Annotated in this window: 24 protein-coding genes and 1 other RNA gene; 12 read left to right on the forward strand and 13 right to left on the reverse strand. The window is 64.3% G+C overall.

What is annotated here, in order from left to right; translation table 11 throughout:
• The first annotated feature begins 529 nt into the window (after nucleotides 1-529).
• The 12 genes from dxs to DWQ67_RS02580 all read left to right on the forward strand — a co-directional run bounded on the left by dxs (nucleotide 530) and on the right by DWQ67_RS02580 (nucleotide 12,166).
• Nucleotides 530-2,545: a 1-deoxy-D-xylulose-5-phosphate synthase gene (dxs, locus tag DWQ67_RS02525; RefSeq protein ID WP_121483985.1), complete on the forward strand. Its 2,016-nt coding sequence runs from the start codon at nucleotides 530-532 to the stop codon at nucleotides 2,543-2,545.
• Nucleotides 2,542-3,129, forward strand: coding sequence for a DUF402 domain-containing protein (locus tag DWQ67_RS02530; protein ID WP_121483986.1), 588 nt, complete (start codon nucleotides 2,542-2,544; stop codon nucleotides 3,127-3,129). The genes dxs and DWQ67_RS02530 overlap by 4 nt, the downstream gene beginning before the upstream one ends.
• A 57-nt stretch (nucleotides 3,130-3,186) precedes the next feature.
• Entirely contained in the window at nucleotides 3,187-3,777 is a 591-nt protein-coding gene (locus DWQ67_RS02535) for a hypothetical protein (RefSeq protein WP_121483987.1), read from the forward strand.
• Between the two features lie 44 nt (nucleotides 3,778-3,821).
• Entirely contained in the window at nucleotides 3,822-4,649 is an 828-nt protein-coding gene (locus DWQ67_RS02540) for a hypothetical protein (protein WP_121483988.1), read from the forward strand.
• Between the two features lie 48 nt (nucleotides 4,650-4,697).
• On the forward strand, nucleotides 4,698-5,672 hold the full coding sequence (locus DWQ67_RS02545) for an aldo/keto reductase (RefSeq protein WP_121484248.1): 975 nt from the start codon (nucleotides 4,698-4,700) through the stop codon (nucleotides 5,670-5,672).
• A 221-nt stretch (nucleotides 5,673-5,893) separates the two neighbouring features.
• Nucleotides 5,894-6,649, forward strand: a complete 756-nt coding sequence (ftsE, locus tag DWQ67_RS02550; protein WP_121483989.1) for a cell division ATP-binding protein FtsE — start codon at nucleotides 5,894-5,896, stop codon at nucleotides 6,647-6,649.
• Nucleotides 6,646-7,578 (forward strand): permease-like cell division protein FtsX, encoded by a 933-nt coding sequence (gene ftsX / locus DWQ67_RS02555; protein WP_121483990.1) that lies wholly within the window; start codon nucleotides 6,646-6,648, stop codon nucleotides 7,576-7,578. Before ftsE ends, ftsX begins: the two co-directional genes overlap by 4 nt.
• Nucleotides 7,579-7,635: 57 nt before the next feature.
• A complete protein-coding gene (locus DWQ67_RS02560) occupies nucleotides 7,636-9,081 on the forward strand; it encodes a M23 family metallopeptidase (RefSeq protein ID WP_121483991.1) in 1,446 nt (481 codons plus the stop codon).
• A 203-nt stretch (nucleotides 9,082-9,284) separates the two neighbouring features.
• A complete protein-coding gene (gene smpB / locus DWQ67_RS02565; protein ID WP_121483992.1) occupies nucleotides 9,285-9,782 on the forward strand; it encodes an SsrA-binding protein SmpB in 498 nt (165 codons plus the stop codon).
• 132 nt (nucleotides 9,783-9,914) lie between these two features.
• Nucleotides 9,915-10,297: a transfer-messenger RNA gene (gene ssrA, locus DWQ67_RS02570) on the forward strand.
• A gap of 315 nt (nucleotides 10,298-10,612) precedes the next feature.
• Nucleotides 10,613-11,542: a tyrosine-type recombinase/integrase gene (locus tag DWQ67_RS02575; RefSeq protein ID WP_158595336.1), complete on the forward strand. Its 930-nt coding sequence runs from the start codon at nucleotides 10,613-10,615 to the stop codon at nucleotides 11,540-11,542.
• Nucleotides 11,543-11,620: 78 nt separating this feature from the next.
• The gene (locus tag DWQ67_RS02580; protein WP_121483994.1) at nucleotides 11,621-12,166 is read left to right on the forward strand and encodes a DUF1942 domain-containing protein; all 546 of its coding nucleotides are present in this window, start codon (nucleotides 11,621-11,623) and stop codon (nucleotides 12,164-12,166) included.
• Between the two features lie 56 nt (nucleotides 12,167-12,222).
• On the opposite strand, the gene DWQ67_RS02585 is transcribed toward DWQ67_RS02580, so the two are convergent.
• From DWQ67_RS02585 to DWQ67_RS02645, 13 genes are all read right to left on the reverse strand, one after another.
• Entirely contained in the window at nucleotides 12,223-13,053 is an 831-nt protein-coding gene (locus tag DWQ67_RS02585; protein WP_121483995.1) for a helix-turn-helix domain-containing protein, read from the reverse strand.
• Nucleotides 13,054-13,134: 81 nt separating this feature from the next.
• On the reverse strand, nucleotides 13,135-13,446 hold the full coding sequence (locus DWQ67_RS02590; RefSeq protein ID WP_121483996.1) for a holin: 312 nt from the start codon (nucleotides 13,444-13,446) through the stop codon (nucleotides 13,135-13,137).
• An 11-nt stretch (nucleotides 13,447-13,457) separates the two neighbouring features.
• Nucleotides 13,458-14,699, reverse strand: coding sequence for a peptidoglycan DD-metalloendopeptidase family protein (locus DWQ67_RS02595; protein WP_121483997.1), 1,242 nt, complete (start codon nucleotides 14,697-14,699; stop codon nucleotides 13,458-13,460).
• Nucleotides 14,700-14,861: 162 nt separating this feature from the next.
• Entirely contained in the window at nucleotides 14,862-16,091 is a 1,230-nt protein-coding gene (locus DWQ67_RS02600) for a hypothetical protein (RefSeq protein ID WP_121483998.1), read from the reverse strand.
• Entirely contained in the window at nucleotides 16,088-16,546 is a 459-nt protein-coding gene (locus tag DWQ67_RS02605) for a hypothetical protein (RefSeq protein ID WP_121483999.1), read from the reverse strand. Before DWQ67_RS02605 ends, DWQ67_RS02600 begins: the two co-directional genes overlap by 4 nt.
• Complete coding sequence (locus DWQ67_RS02610; RefSeq protein ID WP_121484000.1) at nucleotides 16,543-16,953, reverse strand: hypothetical protein; 411 nt, start codon at nucleotides 16,951-16,953, stop codon at nucleotides 16,543-16,545. Before DWQ67_RS02610 ends, DWQ67_RS02605 begins: the two co-directional genes overlap by 4 nt.
• A gap of 13 nt (nucleotides 16,954-16,966) precedes the next feature.
• Nucleotides 16,967-17,902, reverse strand: a complete 936-nt coding sequence (locus DWQ67_RS02615) for a metallophosphoesterase family protein (RefSeq protein WP_147433586.1) — start codon at nucleotides 17,900-17,902, stop codon at nucleotides 16,967-16,969.
• Between the two features lie 53 nt (nucleotides 17,903-17,955).
• Nucleotides 17,956-19,350, reverse strand: a complete 1,395-nt coding sequence (locus DWQ67_RS02620; RefSeq protein ID WP_121484002.1) for a hypothetical protein — start codon at nucleotides 19,348-19,350, stop codon at nucleotides 17,956-17,958.
• Between the two features lie 19 nt (nucleotides 19,351-19,369).
• The gene (locus DWQ67_RS02625; RefSeq protein ID WP_121484003.1) at nucleotides 19,370-19,993 is read right to left on the reverse strand and encodes a hypothetical protein; all 624 of its coding nucleotides are present in this window, start codon (nucleotides 19,991-19,993) and stop codon (nucleotides 19,370-19,372) included.
• An 8-nt stretch (nucleotides 19,994-20,001) separates the two neighbouring features.
• The gene (locus DWQ67_RS02630) at nucleotides 20,002-20,685 is read right to left on the reverse strand and encodes a hypothetical protein (protein ID WP_121484004.1); all 684 of its coding nucleotides are present in this window, start codon (nucleotides 20,683-20,685) and stop codon (nucleotides 20,002-20,004) included.
• Entirely contained in the window at nucleotides 20,675-21,790 is a 1,116-nt protein-coding gene (locus DWQ67_RS02635) for a hypothetical protein (protein ID WP_147433587.1), read from the reverse strand. Before DWQ67_RS02635 ends, DWQ67_RS02630 begins: the two co-directional genes overlap by 11 nt.
• A complete protein-coding gene (locus tag DWQ67_RS02640; protein ID WP_147433588.1) occupies nucleotides 21,790-22,812 on the reverse strand; it encodes a hypothetical protein in 1,023 nt (340 codons plus the stop codon). Before DWQ67_RS02640 ends, DWQ67_RS02635 begins: the two co-directional genes overlap by 1 nt.
• On the reverse strand, nucleotides 22,812-23,666 hold the full coding sequence (locus DWQ67_RS02645) for a phage tail family protein (RefSeq protein ID WP_147433589.1): 855 nt from the start codon (nucleotides 23,664-23,666) through the stop codon (nucleotides 22,812-22,814). The genes DWQ67_RS02640 and DWQ67_RS02645 overlap by 1 nt, the downstream gene beginning before the upstream one ends.
• Nucleotides 23,667-23,708: the final 42 nt, after the last annotated feature.

Below are 23,708 nucleotides of genomic sequence, written 5' to 3' on the forward strand. Positions count from 1 at the left end.
AGCCTCGGTAAACAAGTGTCCCCGCGCGAAAGCAGGAGTTCTTCGGGAAAGGTTGGCGGCGAAAGAGGGTCCATGACCTGAGTTCAGTGCACACGCGGGCTCTCGCCGAGGCCCGAAGTCCCATCTGTGGATAGACACGCCCAAGCGCCGCCGAATCCACGTGGTGTGAGGGACCGCGTGCGAGCGGAGAGCGAGGCGCGGAAGCGGGCGTATCGACGTGGAGCGGGCGCGAGGGGTGCTTGGTGGCGATAGGCCTGCTTGTTCCGTCCGGGGGTCGGCGTTGGGGTGGGCGGCCGTGGCGCGGAAGCGGGCGTATCGACGTGGAGCGGGCGTGAGGGGTGCTTGGTGGCGATAGGCCTGCTTGTTCCGCCCGGGGGACCGCCCCGCCCCGCCCGCCCCGCCCCGCCCGCCCCGCTTGGCCCCCAGACGCCGCACCGCCACGCACCGTCCCGCCCGGCACGGAGGGCGAGTCCAGCCCGCGGCGGTACGATGAACGTCAAGCATGATTGCCGTTGGAAGGGAACTAAGCGTGAGCGTGTTGGAGAGGATCCGCTCTCCTCGGGATTTGCGTGAGCTCAATCCTGAGGAACTGGCGCAGTTGAGCCAAGAGATCCGTGATTTCCTGATTGCCCACGTGGCACGCACCGGCGGGCACCTGGGCCCCAACTTGGGTGTGGTTGAGCTGACCCTTGCCCTGCACCGCGTCTTTGATTCCCCGCATGACACGCTCGTTTTTGACACGGGCCACCAGTCTTACGTGCACAAACTGGTCACCGGGCGGCAGAATTTCAACACGCTGCGTACGGAGGGCGGGCTCTCCGGTTACCCGTCCCGTGCGGAGTCTGAGCACGACGTCGTTGAGTCCTCTCACGCCTCCAGCTCGCTCTCTTGGGTTGATGGGATTTCGCGCGCCCGCGCTCTCGCGGGCGAGGACGATCGCTGGACGGTGGGCGTGATTGGGGACGGCGCCCTGACGGGCGGCATGGCCTGGGAGGCGCTGAACAACATTTCCGCGGACCATGATCGTCACGCGGTCATCGTCGTGAATGACAATGGGCGATCCTACGCGCCGACGGTGGGCGGCCTGGCACAGACCATGCAGGGCGTTGGTGGAAGCGTGGGCAGACACATCGATAAGGTCCGCGTGTCCCGTCGCTACGAGGACACCATGAAGTTCATGAAGGAGCGGCTCAAGGACGGCAATCCGCTCTCGCAATTCACCTACAAGTCCCTGCATGCGGCCAAGGCCGGCGTCAAGGATTGGTGGGCGCCGCAGGGGTTGTTCGCCGATTTGGGCATCAAGTACATGGGCCCCGTGGACGGGCACAATCAGGCCGAGCTGGAAGAGGCCCTGACCGCGGCCAAGGCTTTTGGCGGCCCCGTCATTGTCCATGCCATCACGCAGAAGGGCTTTGGCTACGCCCCGGCGATGGATGATGAGGACGATCAATTCCATTCGGTCGGCATCATCGACCCGGCCACCGGGAAGCCGCTGTCCGCGCCGTCGGGCGTCTCGTGGACCAAGGTCTTTGGCCAGGAACTGGCCGATATCGCTGACGAGCGCCCCGACGTCGTCGCCCTGACCGGCGCCATGCTCAAGCCCACCGGCCTCGCCACGATGGCGGAGCGGCACCCGGAACGCGTCATCGACGTGGGCATTGCCGAGCAACACGCCGCGGCCTCTGCCGCTGGCCTGGCTTTCGGCGGATTCCACCCGGTCGTGGCGATTTATGCCACGTTCCTGAACCGCGCCTACGACCAACTTCTGATGGACGTGGCGTTGCACAAGGCCGGCGTGACCTTCGTTCTGGATCGCGCCGGCGTGACGGGGCCGGACGGCGCCAGCCACCACGGTATGTGGGACATGGCGCTGGTGCAGTCCATCCCCGGCCTCCATTTGGCGGCTCCGCGTGACGCTACTCGCCTGAAGGAACTGCTCCGCGAGGCCGTGGCCATTGACGACGCGCCCAGCGTGGTGCGCTTCTCCAAGGGCACGGTTGGCGCGGACATCGTCGCGGTGCAGCGCACTGAGGACGGTGTCGATGTGCTGCGCGATGAGGGCGTGGATGAGCCGGATGTGCTGCTGGTGGCGGTGGGCGGTTTTGCCGAGTTGGCGCTCGACGTCGCGGAGCGGCTGACGCGCCAGGGCATCAGTTCCACGGTGGTTGACCCGCGCTGGGTGCTTCCGGTGCAGGCAAGCATCATTCAGATGGCGGATCGGCACCGCTTGGTGGTGACGCTGGAGGATGGCGTGCGCGCGGGCGGCGTGGGCTCGCGACTGCGCCAGGAGATGCGCGCGGCTGGCGTGGACACCGGCCTGAACGAGGTGGGATTGCCGGATGAGTTCCTTGATCACGGCACGCGCGCTCAGGTCCTTGAGCGCGTGGGCGTGACCGCCCAGAAGATTACGCAGGACGTGGTGGCGCAGGTGCTGGGGACCAAGGTGCCCCGCGCCAGGCCCGCCGGCGCACGCACGGGCGCGCTGCCCGTGATCCGGCATGACCTGCAGCACGGTCGGGGCCACCGCACGGACGACGGGGCATGAGCGCTCCCACCGGATTGCCCCGCCGCCCAGCGGGGTTCAAAGCCGGAGATCAGGTGGTCTGCCGCGCGTGGAAGTACAACGGTCTGGCTCATTGGGTGGTTCCGGGCATAGCCCTGGGCTCAGACCAGCACGGCGAATGGATTTTCCAGCCGGCCGGTTCTTTTATTGCCCGCCCCGGAATGGCCTTCTTTGCGCGTAGCGACGCGGTGACCCTGGTCCCCGTTGAGGGGGAGTGGATCGCCACCTTTCACTCCGGCGAGGATCGCAACGGCCTGCGCCTCTACATCGACATCTCCACCCGGATTGGCTGGGCCCCCTTGGCGCGCTCTGGCTGGGAGGTGCATTCCATCGACATGGACCTTGACGTGGTGGAACGGACCGGCAGGGGCCTCTACCTGGATGATGAGGACGAGTTTGAGGAGCACGCGGCGCAGTTTGGCTACCCGCCGGAGCTGATGGCGAGCATGCGCACGGCCGCCGACGAACTAATGGCGAGCGTCGGCACCAGCCAGGCACCGTTTGACGGCGCGGCCAGGCGCCGTTTTGACCAGGGCAGGGCGTTGATTGACTTGGGCGGAGCCTGAGTTTGGCGCCCTCGCCGCATGAGTACACTTTCACCGCATCACCCAAGGAGAACCCCTATGCCCATCCTTCGCACCTTTCGCACCGATGAAGCCGGCCAGATGGCCTTCCGCGAGGCCTGGTATGACGAGGAACAGGCCCAGTTTGTGATCAATCAGGGGCCGGTGGGCCAGCTTTCCGAGACCCCGGTTGTGGAGGATGAGTTGACCCCGGAGGCCGGCGCCGGTCTCATGGAGGCCTTCGCGGAGCAGTGCCAGGAGGACGGATACCGGGAGATCTCTCCCGAGGAGCAGTCGTGGCTGTACCTGCGCTTCCCGATGAAGACCGTTGAGGGCTCGGCGCGCGACCGAAGCCTGCGTGACGCCGTGGTGGGCGGGCTCACCGGCCACCTGGCCTGGCGCGGACTCGGCACGGTGGAGGGCAGCGTCTTTGGCCCATCGCGCCTGAGCATCGTGGTGCTCACGCCGGAGCCCAAGGCAGCGGTCAAGGCCACGCTGTCGTGCCTGCGCGAGTATGCGAAGTCTGACCTGACCAAGGCCGTCATCGCCGTGGCCCCGGGGGCAGAGCCGCTCAAGGCTCGGATCAAGCACCCGCTGCCGGCCAAGGGCGACTTTCCTGTGGACCCGCTGGAGCAGGACGCGCAGGAGTAGCCGCTGGGCCCCGTCGCCCTTGGAGGGTGCAGTAGTCTCACGGCATGACGCACACCAAGTCCAGTGCCCGACGCCGCGTGGCCGGGTTTTTCATGTTGCCCCTCCTGGCGCTGGGGTGCCTTGGGCTCAGCTCCTGTTCCGCGAATCGGGGCACGGAGGCCTCGGACCAGTTCGATAGCGCGGTGGGGAAGTTGGCTGGCGTGACTGAGGTCTCCAGTTTCGGCGTGAATAACCTCCCCTTTGCTGGCAGCGGCGACGCGACCATTACGGTTGACCAGGCGTTGGATGCGGGCAAGGTGAAGGAACTGGCCCATCAGGTTGGGAGCATTGCCGCGGGCCAGGGCGGCATGACCTGGCACAAGATTGAGTTGGAATTGGGCAAGGACACGGTGGCGATTGTGCCCAGGCGGGACGACATCACGGACGCACGGCTGGACCGGCTGGCCACGCTGCGGGCTTCCGGCAACTTCTCCGAACTCCACCTCGGCAGTGGTTATCTCAATGTGGACCAGGACGTGGTTGGCGTGGTCCCCGGGACGTCACTCTGCGAGATGGAGCCTGCCTATGACGAACTGGCGAAGTACGACTGGCCGGATGGAAATGGGCAGCGCCTCACCGTTGCAGCCACCCATGGTCCCGATGGCACCAATTCCTTTGGAGATGCCCGGGGCCCAGTCAAGCCTGGCCCAGTAGGGCGTGCGGTCTTTGCAGCGGTGTGCAAAGACACCACTGCCGGCATTCGGCGGCTAGCGGCGGACGGCGTCGAGTTGAGCATCGCCGCGTACTCGGCGGCGGATGCCGACCAGATCGAATCGCTGATCCGGTCGGTGCCGGGAAGCGAAGCCATCCGGGTCAAGGTCACGGAGCGCTAGGCCCGCTGCACCACCGGCAAGGCCGTTAGGCTGAGACGCATGAGCGACATGAACTACGTCCACCTTGGCCTCTCCGGCTTGGTCGTCTCCGAGATCGGTCTTGGTTTGAACAACCTGGGCCGCAGCGGCACCGTCACCTACACACAAGCTGGCTCAGACGCCGTCGTGCATGCAGCGATTGACGCCGGGGTGACGCTGTTCGACACGGCGGATATGTACGGGGCGGAGCCGGGGCTGTCCGAGCTTCGCTTGGGCGCTGCGTTAAAGGGGCACAGGGATGAGGTGGTCGTGGCCACCAAGTTTGGGATGGATGCCGGCGGCGCCAACGGGCAGGATTTTGGTGCACGGGGCTCGCGTCGGTACATCATGCAGTCGGTGGAGGCCTCGCTGAAACGCCTGGACACGGACCACATTGACCTGTATCAATTCCATACTCCAGACCCCGGAACGCCCATTGAAGAGACGCTCTCGGCGTTGGACACCCTGGTGACGCAGGGCAAGGTGCGCTACGTGGGCCACTCAAACCGCTCCGGCTGGCAGATTGCGGAGGCCGAGTTTATTGCCCGCGAACTGGGCACGGAGCGCTTCATCAGCGCGCAGAATCACTACAACCTCCTGGATCGCCGAGCGGAGCTGGAGGTGCTGCCCGCCTCGCGTCAATACGGGCTTGGGGTGCTTCCGTACTTCCCGCTGGCCAATGGGCTGCTGACCGGAAAGTACTCCTCAGGGGTGGCGCCGGAGGGATCCCGTCTGAGCCATTCACGCAAGGAGTACCTGGAGAAGGCAGATTTTGATCAACTGAAGGCCTTTGGTGATTTTGCGCAGGAACGCGGCCTCACGGAGGTCAACGTCGCGTTCTCCTGGCTGCTGGCGCAGGAGCCCGTGACCTCGGTGATTGCGGGCGCCACCAAGCCGGAGCAGATCCAGGAGAACGCCAAGGCCGGGCTCTGGCAGCCCACCGCAGAGGACCTGGCGGAGTTGGATCGGATCTTCCCTCCGGCTAACAAGGTCGCCCTGTTCTAGGGGCCTGTGAAGGGGCCCGGCCCGCCGCCAAACCGGCAGCGAGGCAGGCACCCGCGCCGCCGACGTCGTGCATTTCACAGCAAACCGCTGGGCAACACGCGCGCTCGGTCACGAACCGGTCACGGAAGCGCACGTACAGTCAATAACGCCGGCGATCTACTTCCCCCGATCCCGTCGCACCCTGACGCCTTCGCCGGTGGCGGGTGCGTCTGTGTGACCACATGATCAGATTTGACCACGTCACCAAGGTCTACGACGCGCCCCAGCATCCCGCCCTCAGTGACATTGACCTCGAGGTAGATCGAGGCGACTTCGCCTTCTTGGTGGGCGCCTCCGGTTCCGGCAAGTCCACCTTCATCCGCCTGGTGTTGCGCGAGGAGCGGCCTAGCTCCGGCTCCGTGCACGTCGCAGGCACCAACGTGGACAAGCTGCCGAGCTGGAAGGTCCCCCTGCTGCGCCGCAACATCGGCGTGGTCTTCCAGGACTTCCGCCTGCTGCCCAACAAGACCGTCTTCGCCAACGTGGCTTTTGCCATGCAGGTGATTGGCCGCTCACGCGCCATGATTCGCGAGACCGTGCCGCAGGTCCTGGAGACCGTGGGCTTGAAGGAAAAGGGAGGCCGCATGCCGCATGAGCTCTCCGGTGGTGAACAGCAGCGCGTGGCCATTGCCCGCGCCGTGGTGAACCGCCCGGCGATCCTGCTGGCGGATGAGCCAACGGGCAACCTGGACCCGGAAACGGGACGCGGCATCATGGAGATCCTGGACCGGATTAACCAGAACGGGACCACCGTGGTGATGGCGACGCACGATGACGAAATTGTGAATCGCATGCGCCGGCGCGTGATTGAGCTGGATCACGGCAAGGTGGTGCGCGACGAGCGCGGCGGCGAGTATCACGCGGTGGGGGACCAGTTGGTCCTCAGCGCCGGAAATCAGGCCATTGCGCCGTTCGATTCCGAGGAGGACGAGCTGTGAGGTTGTCGTTCGTTCTGTCAGAGATCTTCTCGGGGTTGCGCCGCAACCTCTCGATGGTGGTCTCCGTCATTCTTGTCACCTTTGTCTCGCTCAGCTTTGTGGGCGCGGCGGGTCTGTTGCAGGCTCAGGTCACGCAGATGAAGGGGTACTGGTTCGACAAGGTGCAGGTGGCTGTTTACCTCTGCAACTCCACGTCGGTCTCCGCCAACTGCCCCGTCGGTGCTGATGGCGCCGCGACCCCCGTCTCAGAGTCGCAGCGCACCGCCGTGGAGGATGCGCTTAAGTCTGACGAGATGAAGTCCTACGTCGCCATGTACGAATACGAATCCCCGGAAGAGGCTTACAAGCACTTCCAGGAGCAGTTCGGTAATTCCTCCATGGCGGATTTGGTGAAGCCGGATCAGCTGCCGGCCTCCTTCCGCATTAAGTTGGTTGATCCGGAGAAGTACCAGGTCATCAACGAGCGCTTCAGTACTATGCCCGGCGTGGACCAGGTGGCTGATCAACGCCAATACCTGGACAAGGTGTTCCAGCTCATCAATGTGGCTTCCATCGTCGCAGTGATCATCGCGGCGGTGATGATCGTGTGCGCGGTGCTGTTGGTGGCGACGACCATCAGACTCTCTGCCTTCACTAGGCGCCGCGAGACCGGCATCATGCGGCTCGTTGGCGCGTCCAAGTCGGTGATTCAGCTGCCCTTCGTGTTGGAGGGCGTGATTGCCGCGGCGATCGGCGCCATCCTGGCCTCCGGTGTGCTGTGGGCCGTGCTCCAGTTTGTGGTGACCGACCGGCTTGCTGCCGAGAACCCCCAGGTCGCGTTCATCGACCCCACGGAGATGTTCTGGGTCGCGCCACTACTGATTTTGATTGGCGTCCTGCTCGCTGGGCTGTCTTCCCTGCTAACGTTAAGGCGTTACCTGAAGGTCTGAGATCTTTCTGGTGACGTTCGCCGGGAAACTTCCCCTCCAGGCGAGAAAGGAACACAAGTGACTTCCGCACGACTACGACTCTCACGCGCCGTTCTGGGCACCGTCCTGATCAGCGTGTTTGGCCTGGGACTGGGCGTTGCCCCGGTGCAGGCAGACAAGCTTGACGATCAGAAGAGCCAGATCGACAAGCAGGTGGAGAATGGCAAGGAAGATCTTGAGGATCTCAACACCACGCTGGCTGAGGCCGGCGCCAAGTTGAAGAAGTATCAAGATGCCCTCCCTGCCGCTCAGCGCAAGCTCACCGACGCACAGGGCCGCGTGAGTGCGGCACAGGGGCAGGTGTCGGTGCTGCAGAAGAAGCTCTCGACCGCGCGTGCCTCCAAGGCCAAGCTGGATGCCGAGCGCGAGTCCACCCAAGAGGAGCAGCAGCAGAGCTCACAGATGGCCGGAAAGATCGCCGCACAGGCCTACCGTCAGGGAGGCGTGGGAGGGAATCTGTCCATGCTGCTCTCCTCCGGTGGGGACGCGAGTGACCTGGCAGGCTCCATAGAGATGGCCAGCCGGGCGCTCCAGTCGCAGAATCAGGCGCTGGCCTCCCTGCGTCAGAAGGGCGCGGAAGAGGGCAATGCCGCCGCACGCCTGAAGAGCGTCGAGGAAGACATTGCCTCCTTGAAAAAGGAGGCGGATGCGGCGCTCGCGACGCAAAAGACAGCGCGCGACGACGCTCAGTCGGCTAAGGACGAGGTGGACAAGATCCTCGCGGATACCGCCTCGGCTCAGACCACGCTGAAGGGCAAGGTCACCTCAGCCAAGAAGCAGCTTGATCAGCAAAAGTCCGAGCAGGCCTCGATCAATCAGCAAATCAAGGAACGCCAGGAGCGCCTCAAGCGTGAGGCGGAGGAGCGAGCCCGCAAGGCGGCAGAGGAAGCCAAGAAGAAGCGCGCCGCAGCGGCGGCCGCCGCTAAGAAGAAGGCAGCCAACGCAGCGCGGTTGGCTCGTGAAGCCGACAAGGCAGAGCGTGCCGCCGGCGTGGAGAAGGAAAACTCCACGCCGTCGAGCGAGGCACCTTCGCAGTCCTCCTGGGGTCTCATCATTCCCTCCACCGGTGGCTACATCTCCTCCCCGTACGGCTGGCGCCCCACGCCTGCCGGGACCATCGACTACTTCGGTACCGGCGGCTATGTGCACGCCGGTCAGGACTGGGGATACGGCGGCCAGTGCGGCGCTCCCATCAAGGCGGCCGCGGCCGGCAAGGTGGAGTACGCGGGCTCAAAGAGCACCCATGGCATCATCGTGTCGCTTGATCACAAGATCGTGAAGGGCCGCGCGCTGACTACCAATTACAACCACATGTCGCGTGTTGCGGTGAACGTGGGCCAGCGGGTCAAGCAGGGCCAGACCATTGGTTACGTCGGTTCAACGGGTAACTCCACGGGCTGCCACCTGCACTTCGAGACGATCGTGGATGGGTCCTACATGGACCCCATGAAGCTGCTGCGCTGATCGCGCGGGTTGTTGCGCGCTTGCGCCCGCTGCTCTGATTGAGTATTCTCAATCACTCAAGGGTGGGGCCGCCAGCGCGCACGAGTTGGGCCGGGCGGCAACGCCCGGCCCAACTGCGTTTCGGCGGTAGGATGGGTGATTCCGCGTTCCTGCAGCTGTGGGGGAGCGTGGCTAGCAGACGAGTGGTCGGAAGGAGGGCCCTGATGGCCAAGAAGAATCCGAAGGAAGAACAACGCAACAAGGTCGTGGCCACCAACCGCAAGGCCCGTCATGACTACACCATTCTGGATACGTATGAGGCCGGAATGGTGCTCTCTGGCACCGAGGTGAAGTCGCTACGCGAGGGCAAGGCCTCTCTCGTGGACGGTTTCTGCACGTACTACCGTGACGAGCTCTACCTCGAGGCCGTGTACATCCCGGAGTACCTCAATGGCTCCTGGACCAACCATGCGGCGCGGCGCCGGCGCAAGCTCTTGCTGCATCGCGAGGAGCTCAACAAGCTCCAGCGCAAGTCCGAGGAATCGGGCCTGACGATCGTGCCGTTGCAGTTGTACTTTAAGGACGGCAGGGCCAAGGTGGAGATCGCCCTGGCTCGCGGTAACCGCGAGTATGACAAGCGTCAGGTGCTTCGCGAGAAGCAAGACAACCGCGAGGCTCAACGGGCCATGCGGGCAAGAAACCGCGGGGCCCAGGACGACTGAGGCCTGCTTGAGGGCGGCGGGGAACAAACCATGACCCCTCGGGGTTATACTGAATGTCTGCTCGGGTTGCCGGGCGGAGCGGTTGCCAAGGGTGGTCCTCACGGGCCATTCGAGGCGTTGAAAACCACATACGGGGATGATCGGTTTCGACGATGTGAGTCGCGACAGGGGAAGCGGGCCAAGGATGCAGAGTTATCTTGTAAACGCCCTCTGCAAACCAATAAGTGCCGAAAACAAGCGCACTGACTTCGCTCTCGCTGCCTAATTGTAGCTAGACGGTCCGTTAGCCCTGCGATGCTATCGCGTGGGAATCTAACGTCATTTAGATAGCCACTGCTGAGTACCTGCGTCACAGGGGTGCTCGGGACTTCCACTGTGACTGTGCCCGGAGGTATCCACGAGTCACTTGTTCGAGTGTTGACTCTTGGGGCAGAGAAACCTCAATTCGAAATGCGCCCGGAGAAGACCTGGCAACACCACATCGGACGGGGGTTCAATTCCCCCCATCTCCACCTAGACTGAGGCTCGGAATCCGTGTGATTCCGGGCCTCTTCTGGTCTCCGCACAAAGCGTGTTGGCGAGAATGGCCGATTTGTTGGCGAAGAACGGTACCGAGTGGGGACATGGCAACAATCAGAACGAGACAGAGGGCGGACGGATCAAGGTCATACACCGTCTCCTGGCGTGACGCTGAAACCAAGGCGGTGCGCTCGCGTACCTTCCACGAGGAACAGCGGGCGATCAGGCTCAAAGAGTTCCTAGACTCCAACGGAAACTCCTTCACGGTTGCAAAGCAGGCACTCGCGGCCGTGACCCGCAAGGTACCTCTTGTGCAAGAGGTGGTAGCCGCACACATCGAGCACCTGCGCAAGCCGCAAGAGGGCACCATCTCCAAGTACCGACGACTGCTGCGCCTGCACATCCACGGCACAACCCTCGGCACGCGCCCCGTAGACATGCTCACCCGTGCCGACGTGGCGCACTGGCTCGACAACCTGGTGGCCGCCAGCCGAGCGAACCAACCCACCGGTCAGAAACTCGGCCACAAGTCCAAGGCCAACATCCACGCCCTACTCTCGGCAGCGCTGGCCTACGCAGTCGGTGAAGAGATCATCACCCGCAACGTCGCCAAGGGCCAGATGCTCGCAGACAAGAACGACGCCCGCGAACCCGTGTACCTCTCACCCGATGACCTCGACATGATCTGCGCCGCAGTGGGGGAGCGCTACCGACTGTTCCTCCTAACCCTGTGCAAGACGGGCCTGCGATACAACGAGGCCACTGCCTTACGCAAACGCGACGTGCGGATCAGCAATGGCCGGGCAACCATCTATGTGACCCGCGCATGGAAAGCAGGCGAGGGAGGTAAGGACGAGATCGGGCCGCCCAAGACCAAGAAGTCCCGGCGCACCGTCGCCTGCAGCCTGGTGCTATCCGAGGCGTTGGCTGATCACTTGAAGGAGATATCGCCGGAGGACCTGATATTTACCCGCCCAACAGGTGAGTATCTGCGCAACTCCTGGTTCCACAAATACGTCTGGGGCCCACTCATGGATCAGATGCTTGAGGATGGACGGCTCTATGAGCGGCCCTGGATTCACGAGATCCGTCACGCGCACACCACCCACCTACTCCAAGCCGGTCGCCCGGTACACGTCGTACAGGCCAGGCTAGGACACGAGGACCCGCAGACTACGCTCCGGATCTACGCGCAGATGAGCACCGGAGACGACATAGCGGCAGCCGACGCGCTGGACTAGGCCTGTATCCCCACACCGTTCCTGATCGTCCGTGTGGTTTACTAACGTCATTGTCACCACCCCTATGAGGAGCACCGCATGAAGAAGGTCATCTCCATTTCCGCCGTCGCATTGGTCGCGCTCTCGCTAACCGCATGCTCAGACCCTAGCGGTGGCACGGTCGAAAAATCCGGCGCGGACAATGCTTCACAGAGCCAGGCGGCGAAGGACTCAACCACGTCGGCAGCGCCCGAGGCTGGCTCCGAGTCGAGTGACCCGAAGCTTGGTGATGCCTACACGTGGGAGAACGGCATGAAGATTGCCGTGTCGAAGCCAAAGAAGTTCAAGCCCTCTGAGTACGCGATGGCCGACGTTCAGGGCAAGCCGCAGGTGTTCACTGTGACTGTCACTAACGGCACTGAGGAGGACTTCAAGCCGGTCATCTTGTCGCTCAGCGCCTCATCTGGGGGGAGTGAGGCTGAACAGATTTTCGACTCTTCTCAGGGCGTTGAGATGCCTACCACCACGGTAAAGCCGGGAAAGACTGTGACATACAAGGTGGCGTTTGACGTGGAGGATCCTGACGACATCACCATGGATGTGTCGCCGGGATTCGAGTACGACTCGAAAACCTTCGTTTCCTGACCCCCAGGACGCACGAAACCGCCCCACCCTCGCACTGAGGGTGGGGCGGTGGTGTTTTAGGTGGCGGCGTTGGTGAAGATGCCAAGCCATTTAGCTGTGCCGTAGTCGAGTCCGTGCTTCTTGACGAGCTGCTGTAGGCGCTCTGACCACCCGTAGTCCCAGAACCCTGGGTCGTCGCCGTGCTGTGCTTGGAAGGCTTCCATGAATACCTGATAGGCGGCGGTCTGTTCGCTTTCACTGGTGGCGGTAGCCATGTCTCGTGCGAGTTGGAGCAGTTCGCGGTCGCTGCGTCCACCGGAGGTTGACGGCGAGCGTAGCGAGGATTCGCTTCGCCCGGAGGGTGAAGGCGTAGGAGCGGTGGGTGTAGTTGAAATGGTGGGTGTAGTTATGGTGCGCTCTGTTGCATCCGGCGGGGTGCAATATTTTGCACCCGGTTCGGTGAACACTAGGACGTAGTGGTTGGCGTAGAAGTTTCCGGTGCGGAGGTTTCGACGGCGGGTCACTTGGAGGGCGCCGTAGTCTTCGAGCTCTTTGGTGTAGCTGCTGATGGATCGGGGCTTGATGCCCATGTCTTGAGCGAGCTTCTCGCGGCTTGGGAAAGCGGTCTTGGATGAGTTATCGGCGTAGGTCATGATGACGCCGTAGAGGCGGACTGCGCCGTGCGAGAGGCGGATTCCCGACCGGAGTACCCATCGTGGGACTTGGGCGTATGGGGTGAAGCCTTGGAGCTCGAGGGTGCTAACATCGTCCATGTCGGACACGTCCTTTGCGGGTTGTTCGATCGCGCCCCCGGATGCTGACACATCGCGGGGGTTTCTCCTACCATAACGCAGGTGGGGTGCCGCCGTGGCACTGGCGGACGCCCTCGACGTGGACCGCCAGTGCATCTATCAGATGGCCAAGCGCGGCGGCCGGTAGCCCCCAGACGCACAAAAACGCCCCACCTCGTGATGAGGTGGGGCGCTTTGTCATGCGGCGTGCTTGGCGGGGGAGTCGTCGGCAGACTCGGCAACCGGCTCCGGCTCGGGGTCCGGGAGCTCGGACCCGTCGTCACTGATCTGCTCGATGACGATCTCCTGATCACCGCCCGCGGTGAAGCTCGGGTTGACGATGGAGGTCAGCACGGAGGCGAGGGCGGCGAGCCCGGCGGCGGACAGAGACACACCCCAGTCGACGCCACCGAAGGTCAGCCCGGTGACCGAGATGACGGCCAGGAGGGATTGGGCGAAGGTCTTGGCGGCGCGCTCAGCGGCCCCCTTGAAAAATGCGATGGTGAACACAGGTGTCGTCCTTACTTGAGGTTGGTCTTGCGCTGGCTGTTGAGGAAGGCGATCTCGGCGGCGCGCAGCATGGGGCCGGCCACCGCGTCGATCACACCGTGGTAGAAACCCCGCTTGGCGAGGGTCTGCTGTAGGGCCTTGGTGGTGAGTCGGCCCCACTTGCCGTCCAGTGCACCCTTGTAGGTGCCTTGGGCTTTGAGCCATCGCTGGCGGCGCTGTGTGGCAGAGCGGTCCTTGTGGCCGATCTTGGCCATGAGGATGTACCAGGCGTCTGCTATCTGGGCCTTGGTCGCCTTGGCGGAAAGGTTCGCGTCCGGCCACTTCTTGGCGGGCTTGGGTTTGGTGGCAGGCTTGGACGTCCCACCTCCACTACTGCCGCCCGTGCCGCCCGCCGGTGCGCCACCGACGCGGAGGGCGAAGCGCCGGAACGCCCTCGCCGGGTCGTAGTTGGAGGCCGGGTTGCGCCAGTCGGCCCACGTCTCAAAGTGCAGATGCGGCGCGGTCTGGTTCCCGGATCGGTCGTTGTAGCCGATGACCTCCCCGGCCGCGACGCGCTGCCCTGCCTTCACGGCGGGCGTCACGTGGTTGTAGCCCTGCGCCTCGCCGTCGGCGTTGCGGATCAGGACTCCGTTGCCTGTGCGCCCTGGTGCCCACGTGGAGCGTCGATTGCCGTGGCGCACACCTCGGGCGGCGCGCACGACGGTGCCCGCGAACATGGCGCGCACTGGCTTGCCCGTCTGGCCTGGGGACGGTGGGGCGATGTCGATCCCGAGGTGCCCGGCGTACCCGCCAGACGTCCCGTACTTCTGGGTGTAGCGGCCCGTGAAGGGCGATACCGCGTGGGGCATGAGGTGTCCTTTCGTGGGGACGGCTGGCCACGGCCGCACGTCATCACCGGCGGGTCCGGGGACGACGGAGACGTGGACGTGCTTGTTGTGGGGGTTGGTGCCCATGTACGGGAGCCAGGAGCCATTGTCGAGGCTGATCCGACCCCGGCTGATGACGTAGCTGACGCGGGGGTCGCGGGCTGCCACGAGGCGGTCCGCGAACGCGTGCGCGTCGAACACGGCCGGGTCGTGGGTGAAGTCCCTGGCATGGACCACCCCCGTGGCGTCCGGGTTGTGATCGGAGTTCCGCGCCGCGTGGGCATCGTCACCCTTCCCGCCATCGCTGACTGTGGACCTGGTGGGGTAGTGGTTGTTGATCTGACCGAGCAGCTGCTCGAGCGATCCGGCCATGCGCCATGCCGTCATGGGGTACCCCTTTCCTGCTGTCGGAGTGTCGCGGCGTCGCCCTTGCGGACTCTGCCTGTGATCCAGGGGAAGTTGGCGAGTCGGGGACTGGCTGACGATGTGAGTACGTCCCAGCCGAGTCGTGTGGTTGTCATGGTGTCCTCCTGCTGGTCGGTGTCGGGGTTAGGCCGTGGCGCCGGGGAGAGTGGTGGGCCACGGGTCTGTGGTCTGCCACTGCGCGGCCATGGCGTTGCCCGTGTTCTGTGCCTCGGTGGAGCAGAAAATCTGCCCGCCGATGTCCACGTTTAGGGCGCCGCCCCACGCCCCGGTTGCGAGCCGTACGGGGAAGGTCTGCCCCGTGGTGGGCCGGAAACCGGCCGGGACGCCGTTGGTGGTGATGGTGGTGTTGGTGCCGCTGGCGGTGAGCGCCCGCCATGTGAGGGTGACCGTGTTGCCCTCGCGGACTAGCCGGAGAAATCCGCCGGCGCCCAAGCTCCACGGGCTGGCGATAAACCCGGCGATGTTGCGGATGCCGGTGTGGGAGTAGACCAACTGGTCCGCCCCGGTCGTGTCTTTGACGTAGACCCGGCGGCCCGCCGTCGTGTCCACCCGTGCGGCCGCCGCTGTGGCTGTGGCGGCGCTGTTTGCCGCGGCGGTTGCCGCGCTTGCTGCCGTCGTCGCCGCCCCTACTGCTGATGCCGCGTCGGCCTTGGCGGCATCAGCTGCGGCCTTCGCCAACGTGGAAGTGGACGCCGCTGTGGAAGCTGACCCGGCCGCCGCCGCTGCCGCCGCCGCGCTGGATGACGCTGACGCCGCCGCATCGGCGACCCCAGCCACCGCACCCGCTGACGCCTCCACCGCAGCCTCCGCCGCGGTGGCAGCCTCTTGCGCTGCACCCATGGCGACGGCTGCCGACTCCGCCGCACGCCGCGCCGCGTCCTCCACCTGTGGGATACCAACGCCCGGCGAAGAAGGAACCTTCACCGCCGTCGTGAGATCCACCTGCCCGCCCGCTGGCACCGCAATGGCGTGGCTGGGAATCGTGGGAGTGCGCCCATTGATCGGCGCGAAAGAATAGTCCACCTTCCACGTGAACCCAGTTACCGGGGCGCCGGGGGAGTCCGTCGCCAGAACCCGCACACCACGAGCCATCGGCGGCTGTGCGGGGTCCGTGTGCGGTGTGGACAGGTAGCCCTCAGCGTCAAGCACCACCACGACAGGCCCACCGATGACCGTGACCGCACCGCCCTCAGCCTCAGCCAGTGGCAGGTACGGTACATCCGGAGTGAGCGTGATCTTCCCAGCAGCAGGGACCACATCCGGCTCAGCGCCAGAATCAGCCCCATCGATGAGCGCGGCAATAAACCGCCCCGTCACGAGTCCAGTGAGAAGGGGTGCAGGCAGGTCGGTCATGGTGTCTCGCTTTCTTGCTGACGCCGCAAAACTGTGGCGTTCGCCGCGAGGTCATCGCGGTACTGACGGATGCGCCATGAAGGCAGCGGCGGTGGTGGCGGAGCCGTTGGGGAGCCCCAGGCCATGAGCTGCTCGGAGTGCTGCACGAAATCTTCGAGGAGCTCGCGGTGATCGCGCAGCGTGTCGTCGGCCTCGCGGGCTTGGCGGATCGCCTCGTCGCGTTCTTTTTGTGCCTTACCCCGCTCGTGTCGCTCCTGGTCAATCTCCATCTGTTGATCAGAAACGCGCTTTTCCAGGGAGGCGACGCGTGCGGCAAGACCGTCTAGGAGGGTCTGGGTGCTTGTCGTCTCTCGGCTTGCTTTGGCCTGGAAGCGGGTGCCTAGCCACGCCAGTACCGCCGCGATGATGCCAGCGATGACGGTGATTAGCGTCCCGAGGAATGTAGGGTCTGTCATTGATCGTCACCTCCGCGCCCGCTCCGCGAGGACGCGATGGCCACCCATAGGACCGCCAGCGAATACGTAGCGTATGAGTACACGGTCTGCATCCGGTCAGCGTTGCCGCTCTCTGCCGCCGCGCCAAGGAAGGCTGCTGCCACCAGTAGCGGCACGAAAATTGCCGCGTACGTGGCCACGGACCTCAGCCAGCGGACACGGCTCAAGAGTCCGCCGATCAGCGTGATCACCCCTGATGCCAGTAGCAGTAGCCCGACGTGCTGGGTGGTGATATTGGCGGGCATCCACTCCACCCCAGCGATGCGGGAGGGTGTCGGTCGGATCGCCCAGTTCCATCCGGAGACGATCTGCCACGCGCCGATGAGGACCAGGAGCCCCGGCAACGGGGTGCGTAGGTAGTGCTTCATGGTGTGGCTCCTCTCAGAGCGTGATGCGGCGGTATTTGCCGCCTTGTGGCTGGACCCATGTGCCGTTGTTGTGGTTGCGCCACCGCAGCGTGATGTCCGTTCCGTCGTAGCCAATGAACATCGACTTCGCGTACTCGGGCCCGAGGGTGCCGTCACCGTATTGGAGTTGCTTCGCATTCCAACCACTTCGGAGCCCCTGCGAGCTGGGTGCATTGATGGCGGTGATGGACCGCGAGCCAACATTGATTTTCGCCACCCCGTCAGCGCGGGCCGGGTCGATGTGCCAGTGCCCGGAGATCCAGCCCAAGACGTTCGGGTGAGCATCCAACACTTCCGCGATTCGACTCCACGGGCGCAGGTACTCATCCACTCCGCCAGGATTGCTAGCGAACTGGCCGAGCGGAAGCTGATGGGACATGAGCCATGTGGGTTTGGATCCCAGGGCCGTGAGTTGTTGATCCATCCACGTCAGCGTCGCCTCCGTCAGCGGGTCGGGCGGCGCATAATTTGGTGAGGCGATGTTGGGTCGGTAGGCCCACAGGTCTGAGGACACGCCCATCACTGCGATATCCGATGTGGATGCCACGGCGTTGGCTGAGCCGCGCGCCGGTACGTCACGCGCCCACTCGTCAGCGGTGCGCGCCATCCGCTCGAAGATCCCGTCAGCGGTGGTGCGCGTGTACGGGAACTTCGCGGCGTTGTTGTACGTGGTTAGGTCGTGATTGCCTGGCACGTCCAAGTAAGGCAGCCCGTCCCCGGTGAGGACATTCCGAAACGCTTTGTAGTCGGCATCTTCTGGCGTCGCCGTGTTCCATTCGATGCAGTCCCCAGCGTTGGCGCGCATCCCCACGTACGGTTTGAGCGACAACGAATCCGTGGCCGCGCGCATGTTCCAGTTCGTGGAGTGCCCAGAGAATGCGCCAAATTGATTGTCTGCGAACACCTGCACCGTCGCCGATGATCGCAGGTCCGGGACGTACTGATCAGAGAGAGCGGGAACAGTCACAGCGGCAGATACCTCACCGTCACGTAGATGGGGAACAGGTAGTAACCAGTTCCTGCAACAGAGAAGGACAGGTTCAGGCCCTCGCCCGCCGCCATTGTCTTGTTCGCCTCGGTCTGCGTCTCGCTGTCATAGGACCACGGCTTGTGCACTTCCCAGGCCGTGGCGTTGGTCCGCTTGTTCGCCACCGTTGAGAACGTCGTCCCATTGGTGCCGACCTTCCGCCAGCCCACCGCCATGAAATTTGTGGCGTCCACAGGGATAGTGGCGATGGACTGCACCAGGGTGACGGACACGATTTTCAGGGGGAAAGGCGCTGTGAAGATCGTGAAGTTTGACGCGATTGACGGCCTCACGTTGTACGCGCCGGAGACGATTGCGCCGGGCATGGAGGCGGTGGCGACGAGCATGTTGGTGGTGGCCATCGTGGCGACCTGATTGCCTACCAGCCCATCCGTGTACGTCTTGGCGGACGCGACCGCGTTGGTCTGTGCGGCGGTGACATTCGCCGTTGTCGGGGCGGCGTCCAGCTTCGCCTTGTCGGCGGCGCTGAGTAGGCCGGGCACTGACGTGGTGGCGGGAGGGACGAGGGACGCGGCGGTTGCCCATGCGGTGCCGCCGTCGGAAGCGCGGACCGGAACCTGGTTGGTGGTGCCACCCGAGGGGAGACCGCCTCCTGAACCAGTCGCACCACGGGGGAGAGTGAGATTGAGCTTGAAGTCAGGCGCCGCCCCGGTGACAGTGGCGGATGCGGGCGCACCCTCAGCGCCAGTGGTGACCGTGCCGATACCCAGGTTTGATGCCGGGCCGGGGACGGTGGACGCGGGCAAGTCGAAGGGCCCGACCGTGCGCCCGTTCTCAAGCTCCACGAGCAGGTCGCCGTCAACCTGCACCATGTCCTTGATGCCAGGTCCGGCGTCGCCCTTGTCGCCCTTGACCCACACTGTGCCGGTGGATGGGTCCACCCCGGCGGGCAGGTAGTCGGCAATGTGCGTCGTAGTGCCCGGCTCCACGGGGATGTCGAACGGTGCGACCCGCAACCGGTTCTCAGCCACTCCGGTCTGCCACGGGTACGCTGGCACGCGCAGATCAAAGCTCACCTGCCAGGTCATGCCCTCCGCCGCCGGGAGGTCAATCGTGCGCACATCAGACGGGCCGCCCGAAGAATCGGGCATCACCGCCCACCCATCCACATCCACCACAAGGGAGATCTCGTCGGGGATGACGATCACGCCAGGATCGGACGCCACGAAAGCAGTCTTACGGGGGCGTAGATACACGTACCCGGTCGGCGCAATGGTGTCGAAGAGCGGGTTCGGTGCGTTCTGGTCGTTGGTGGTGACCGCCAGGCGGCAGTCCACCTTGCCCGTGGTCACCGTGAGAATGTCGGCCATGATGCCTCCTAGTGCTGGGTCACCGCATGAACGTGCACGAGACCTGGAGGTCAGCACGGCGGGGAGTGAGCGTGGTGTCAGAGAAGAATGTGCGAGTGTCAATGGCGGCTGTGATGGACGCCGCCGTGGTGACGCCGCCCCACGCCAGGGACGCGGACGTATCCGAGTCCGAGCGTGAGCTGCGCGGCGTCGTGCAAATGTCGAGAGTCGAGCCCGAGCCGGTCAGGTATCCGCGCATCGCCCCATACACGGGGAGGTTGACGGCGGCCTGGCATGAAACAACCGTGCGAGTAGCCCACGCGGGACGAGTGACCGTAATGCTCACCGACCGGACCCACGCCGTAGACACCTCAAAAGATGTAGACGTGGTGCTCTGAAAATCAGTGAGGATCTGTCCCTTGAGTGCTGTGCCACGGACGGACCCGGCCCCAAGCACAAGGTTTCCTTGGTCCACGTACAGCGACCCGCCATCCTCTACGCGGATGGAACCGCCCCCGTAGACGCGCAGCCCGCCGTTACCGATAGCCGAGCCGGTCAGGGAACGGGCGGCCGCCCCCAGCGCCGTCAGGCGTTCCAAGACAGTTAGGCGACGCTGCATGTCAGCGGGGTCCAACGTGGTCGGGTACCCGGATTCGTCAAGCATGGGGCCTCCTACCTGTAGTGCTGTACCACCACGTAAATATCTGCCCGCGACGACGCCGTGGTCGGCATTGCGGCGGCCGAATTTGCGCGCGCCTGCAAGGCGACCGAGATGTTTTTGTTAGTGGATACGTCTACTGATCGCGCGTAAGACACGGCTCCGGTCGCCCGAAATGCTGTACCCGTGGTGGAGGTATTAACCGCCGTGAGTGACACTTCTAGTGACGTGTCCCCGGATACCTGCACCCTCACCTGACCGTTTACGTCCTGATCGGATGTGAGCGCATCGGTGCTTACAGCCAGATTCCCGACCCCGTATGCCTGGACCACAGTCGTTTTGGCCCACGATGGGGCCGTGATTGTCAGTGAGACTTTCGTGACCCAGCTCGTAGTGAGTCCCAGGTTTGAGGCCGTCGCCGTCTGGTATCCCGCCTCAAGCTGGGACGCCAGCGCGGCGCCGTCGATCTGCCCCTCACCGAGCACCAGGTTTCCGGTCTCGATGATGAGCGACCCGCCGCCCTCGATGCGGATGTTTCCGCCCTTGTTGACGCGCAGGCCACCCCGGCCGATGGCCGCCTTGGCCAAAGACCTCATCCCCGCGCCAAGTTGCACGAGCCGTTCGAGCTGGACTAGCCGCCGCCCCAGCGCGCCGAGGTCGTCGGGCTGGGACGGCATCCCTGACGGATCAACCGGCATCGTCGTCCTCGATTCCCTCGGTGTCGCCAATGCGTGCGATGACCGGCGTCCATTTACCCTCGGCGGGGCTGATGGAGTAGCCGATGATCCGCCACACCTGCGAGATGGTCAGCTGATCCGTGTCAATCTCGATCCGCGCAGAGTCGCCCAGGGTCACATCGGCAGGGGAGGGCCACTGATCCACCAGCGCGTCGAAGGAGATCACGGACTGGCCAGCGAAATAGGTTTGCGCCATGCCCTGCGCGTACTGCGCCAGCGTGTCGTCCTCGATGACGCCTTGCTTGGATTGGCGTTCCTCAAGGCGTGGCCACCCCGCGGCCTCACGGGTGCTGTCAATGATCGGCACCGAATAAGGCTTGTCCTCGCCCTGTCCGTCGCCGACCGCCTGTACCAGCGTGGCCGCGTCCCCGTCCCCCCATTGGTTCTCGTGGGAGAACGACGTCACCGGACCCTGTACGCCAGCGATCACAGAGAAAACGTGCTCCGGGTCCTCGGTGATATACCCAAGATTCGGGTACCCAGTGCGGAAGATCTTGACTACACGCGAGTGGTCCTCGTCGGCCCACTCCACATCGATAGTCCAGTCGAAGCCCTTGATGACGTTGGAGAGCTGCTGAACGCGGGTGAGCACCCGTGCGTCCTCGTCATTGAAATAGGTTCGGTCGCGCAGCACCCCAGACGCGGGCGTGTCGTAGTCCAGGCCGATGCCGATCACGTCATCACCCACCGCCTCCACCAGGGTCCGGGCGATCACAGAGGTCTGGTCCTCCTGCTCAAACTCCGCATCAGCCTGATAGCGGCGGTCCAGGTATTTCTCCACCGTCACGCAGGGGAAGCGCACCACCGGGTTCTCATCCGTGGTCCGCGCTGTGGGGATGCCCGCCCAGATGATCCGGTCATCGTCATCGCACGCCACGAAAAGGACGCGCCACGGGATTAGATCCTCACGCCACGTCCGAGCCTGCGCACCATTGAGCGCCAGGACGGGGAGCCGAAACTCGCCCGTCCCATACGTCTTCAAGCGCCGCGACAGAGCCGACGACACCTCCAACGGATACTCGTCAATTACATCGCCTGACTTGATCTCACACACGTAGACGCGCATCAGGAGGCCGTGTACCCGGACAGGCCAAAAAGCTGCACCGTGGAGACCAACGTTAGCGTGGCTGGCACGCGAATGGCGAGATCCCCGCTGGGCACAAACCCACCGCGCACAGGGGTCTCAATCGACGGGTTGGGCCACAGCACCGAGTAGTTATCGATCCAGGAACGCGGCCCAGGGATGCCAGCGGGCAGCTTGGCGATCACAGTCTCCCCAGTCGGGAAAGTGCCAGTGGCCTTGAGAATCTGCCCGCGCACGTACACGACACCTTCAAAGAGTCGCGCCTGTGGAGTCGCGCCGCCGCCCGCCACATACCCTCTGGACAGGATCAGATTCACCCACCCAGAATCCTTGAACCGCAGGTCATCGCCTGGGACAAGTGTCACCCACTTGCCAGCGCGGCGAGTGTAGATCTGCCCATCGGAGAGTGTCGTGGCCATCGTCCCCAGAGGCGGCACCCACGCATCCAGCTCAGCCTTCGTGGCAACGGGAACCATGCCGCCAGCGACCGCCGTGAACTTCCGCAGGTCCGTGACGGCAGGGGAACCAGCACCAGAGCGCGGCACATCAATACGCGCAAGATCCGCATAGACGGAAGTGCCAGGTACGGAAGGCAGCGCGGGGACAGCGGAAGGCGTACCGGTGATGATCTCCACCGACGCCTCACGCCCCGTCCCGCCACCATTTGTCGGATCATCGATACGCAGCACCACACGATCAGCGCGCGCGTTGGTCGGGTCCGCTGGCTCAAGCGTCCCCACAGTGAGCGGCACCGTCAGCGCGGCCAAATACACGCCAGCACCAGAGCCCACCGCGAAACCACCAGCAGCCGCCGACACAGCAGTACCAGCCAGCGACACCACAAACGCGCGCTGATCCAAAGCCCCCGTACGCGCCACACCAGCAGACACACCAGAGGTCAGCAACGCAGAGAACGCCGCCCGGAACGACGCCCCCGAATAAGCGGGCAGTTGTGTGTCCGGATCAGCATCAATCGCCAAAGGCGGAAGGGGAAGAACAGCCATTAGATCCAAGCCTCCTGAGTGCGCACGAGCATGCGCGCGTCTGAGTTGTAATTGGCGGCCGTGAACTCCCACACCGCGCCGGGCGTCGGGGCAATCCACTGGCCGCGACGCTTCCCACGACGGGACACGCCATTGAGTAGGACAGAGCGAGTACGCAAATCCACTGAGAGCGTCTGACCGGCCAGCAGCTCAAGGTCAAACCACAATGTGCGGCCCGTGCCGACCTCGCGCACGCCCGGATTCAGTACCGGGCCCGTGAACTCCACGACAGCGTTAGGCGTAGCCGTGCCCGCCAGGTCCAAAGTCACCTGACCCGAAGTGGTCACCGCCGTAAAAGCGGTCGGGAACGTGAACGGGAACGTCAACCCACCCGTCGTAGACGGCAGCCCCACAGGGCCAAACACCCGCCAACCCAAATCCCCACCCGGACCGGCGAGCTTGCGCGGATCCGGGGCTACCAACGAGATGTTAAAGTCCGCCACAGGCAGGTGACCGCCAGCCCACACCACCTTGGGCTGACCTGACATGCGCACCATGCAGTGCCGAGCCAGCCCATCCTCATAGACCACAAGCGGCACCAGAGGATCCACGGGGATAGCAGCCATTAGCCGCTCAATCGCGTCCCGCAGCTCCGGGCGTGACCCGGCCTCCACATGGCCTGTGATGTCGATCTGGCGGAAGGCCCGGTACGCCCGGTTGCTCCACCCGCCATCAGCGGTCAGGAATTGGGTGGTCTGCCCCGTCGAATCCGCGGCATCCCACCACCCTGTCAGCGACGTGAACCAGTACCCCGCCTCATACGGGGCCGCCAGTGGGGTGCCCGTAATGGACACCACACCGAGTAGGAGGTTCACGCCCGTCAGCTCAGGCGGCGGAGCGACCGACTTCTCTAGGAT

It is taken from the genome of Galactobacter caseinivorans (assembly GCF_003640665.1).
In the GTDB taxonomy this organism is placed as follows: Bacteria; Actinomycetota; Actinomycetes; order Actinomycetales; family Micrococcaceae; genus Galactobacter; species Galactobacter caseinivorans.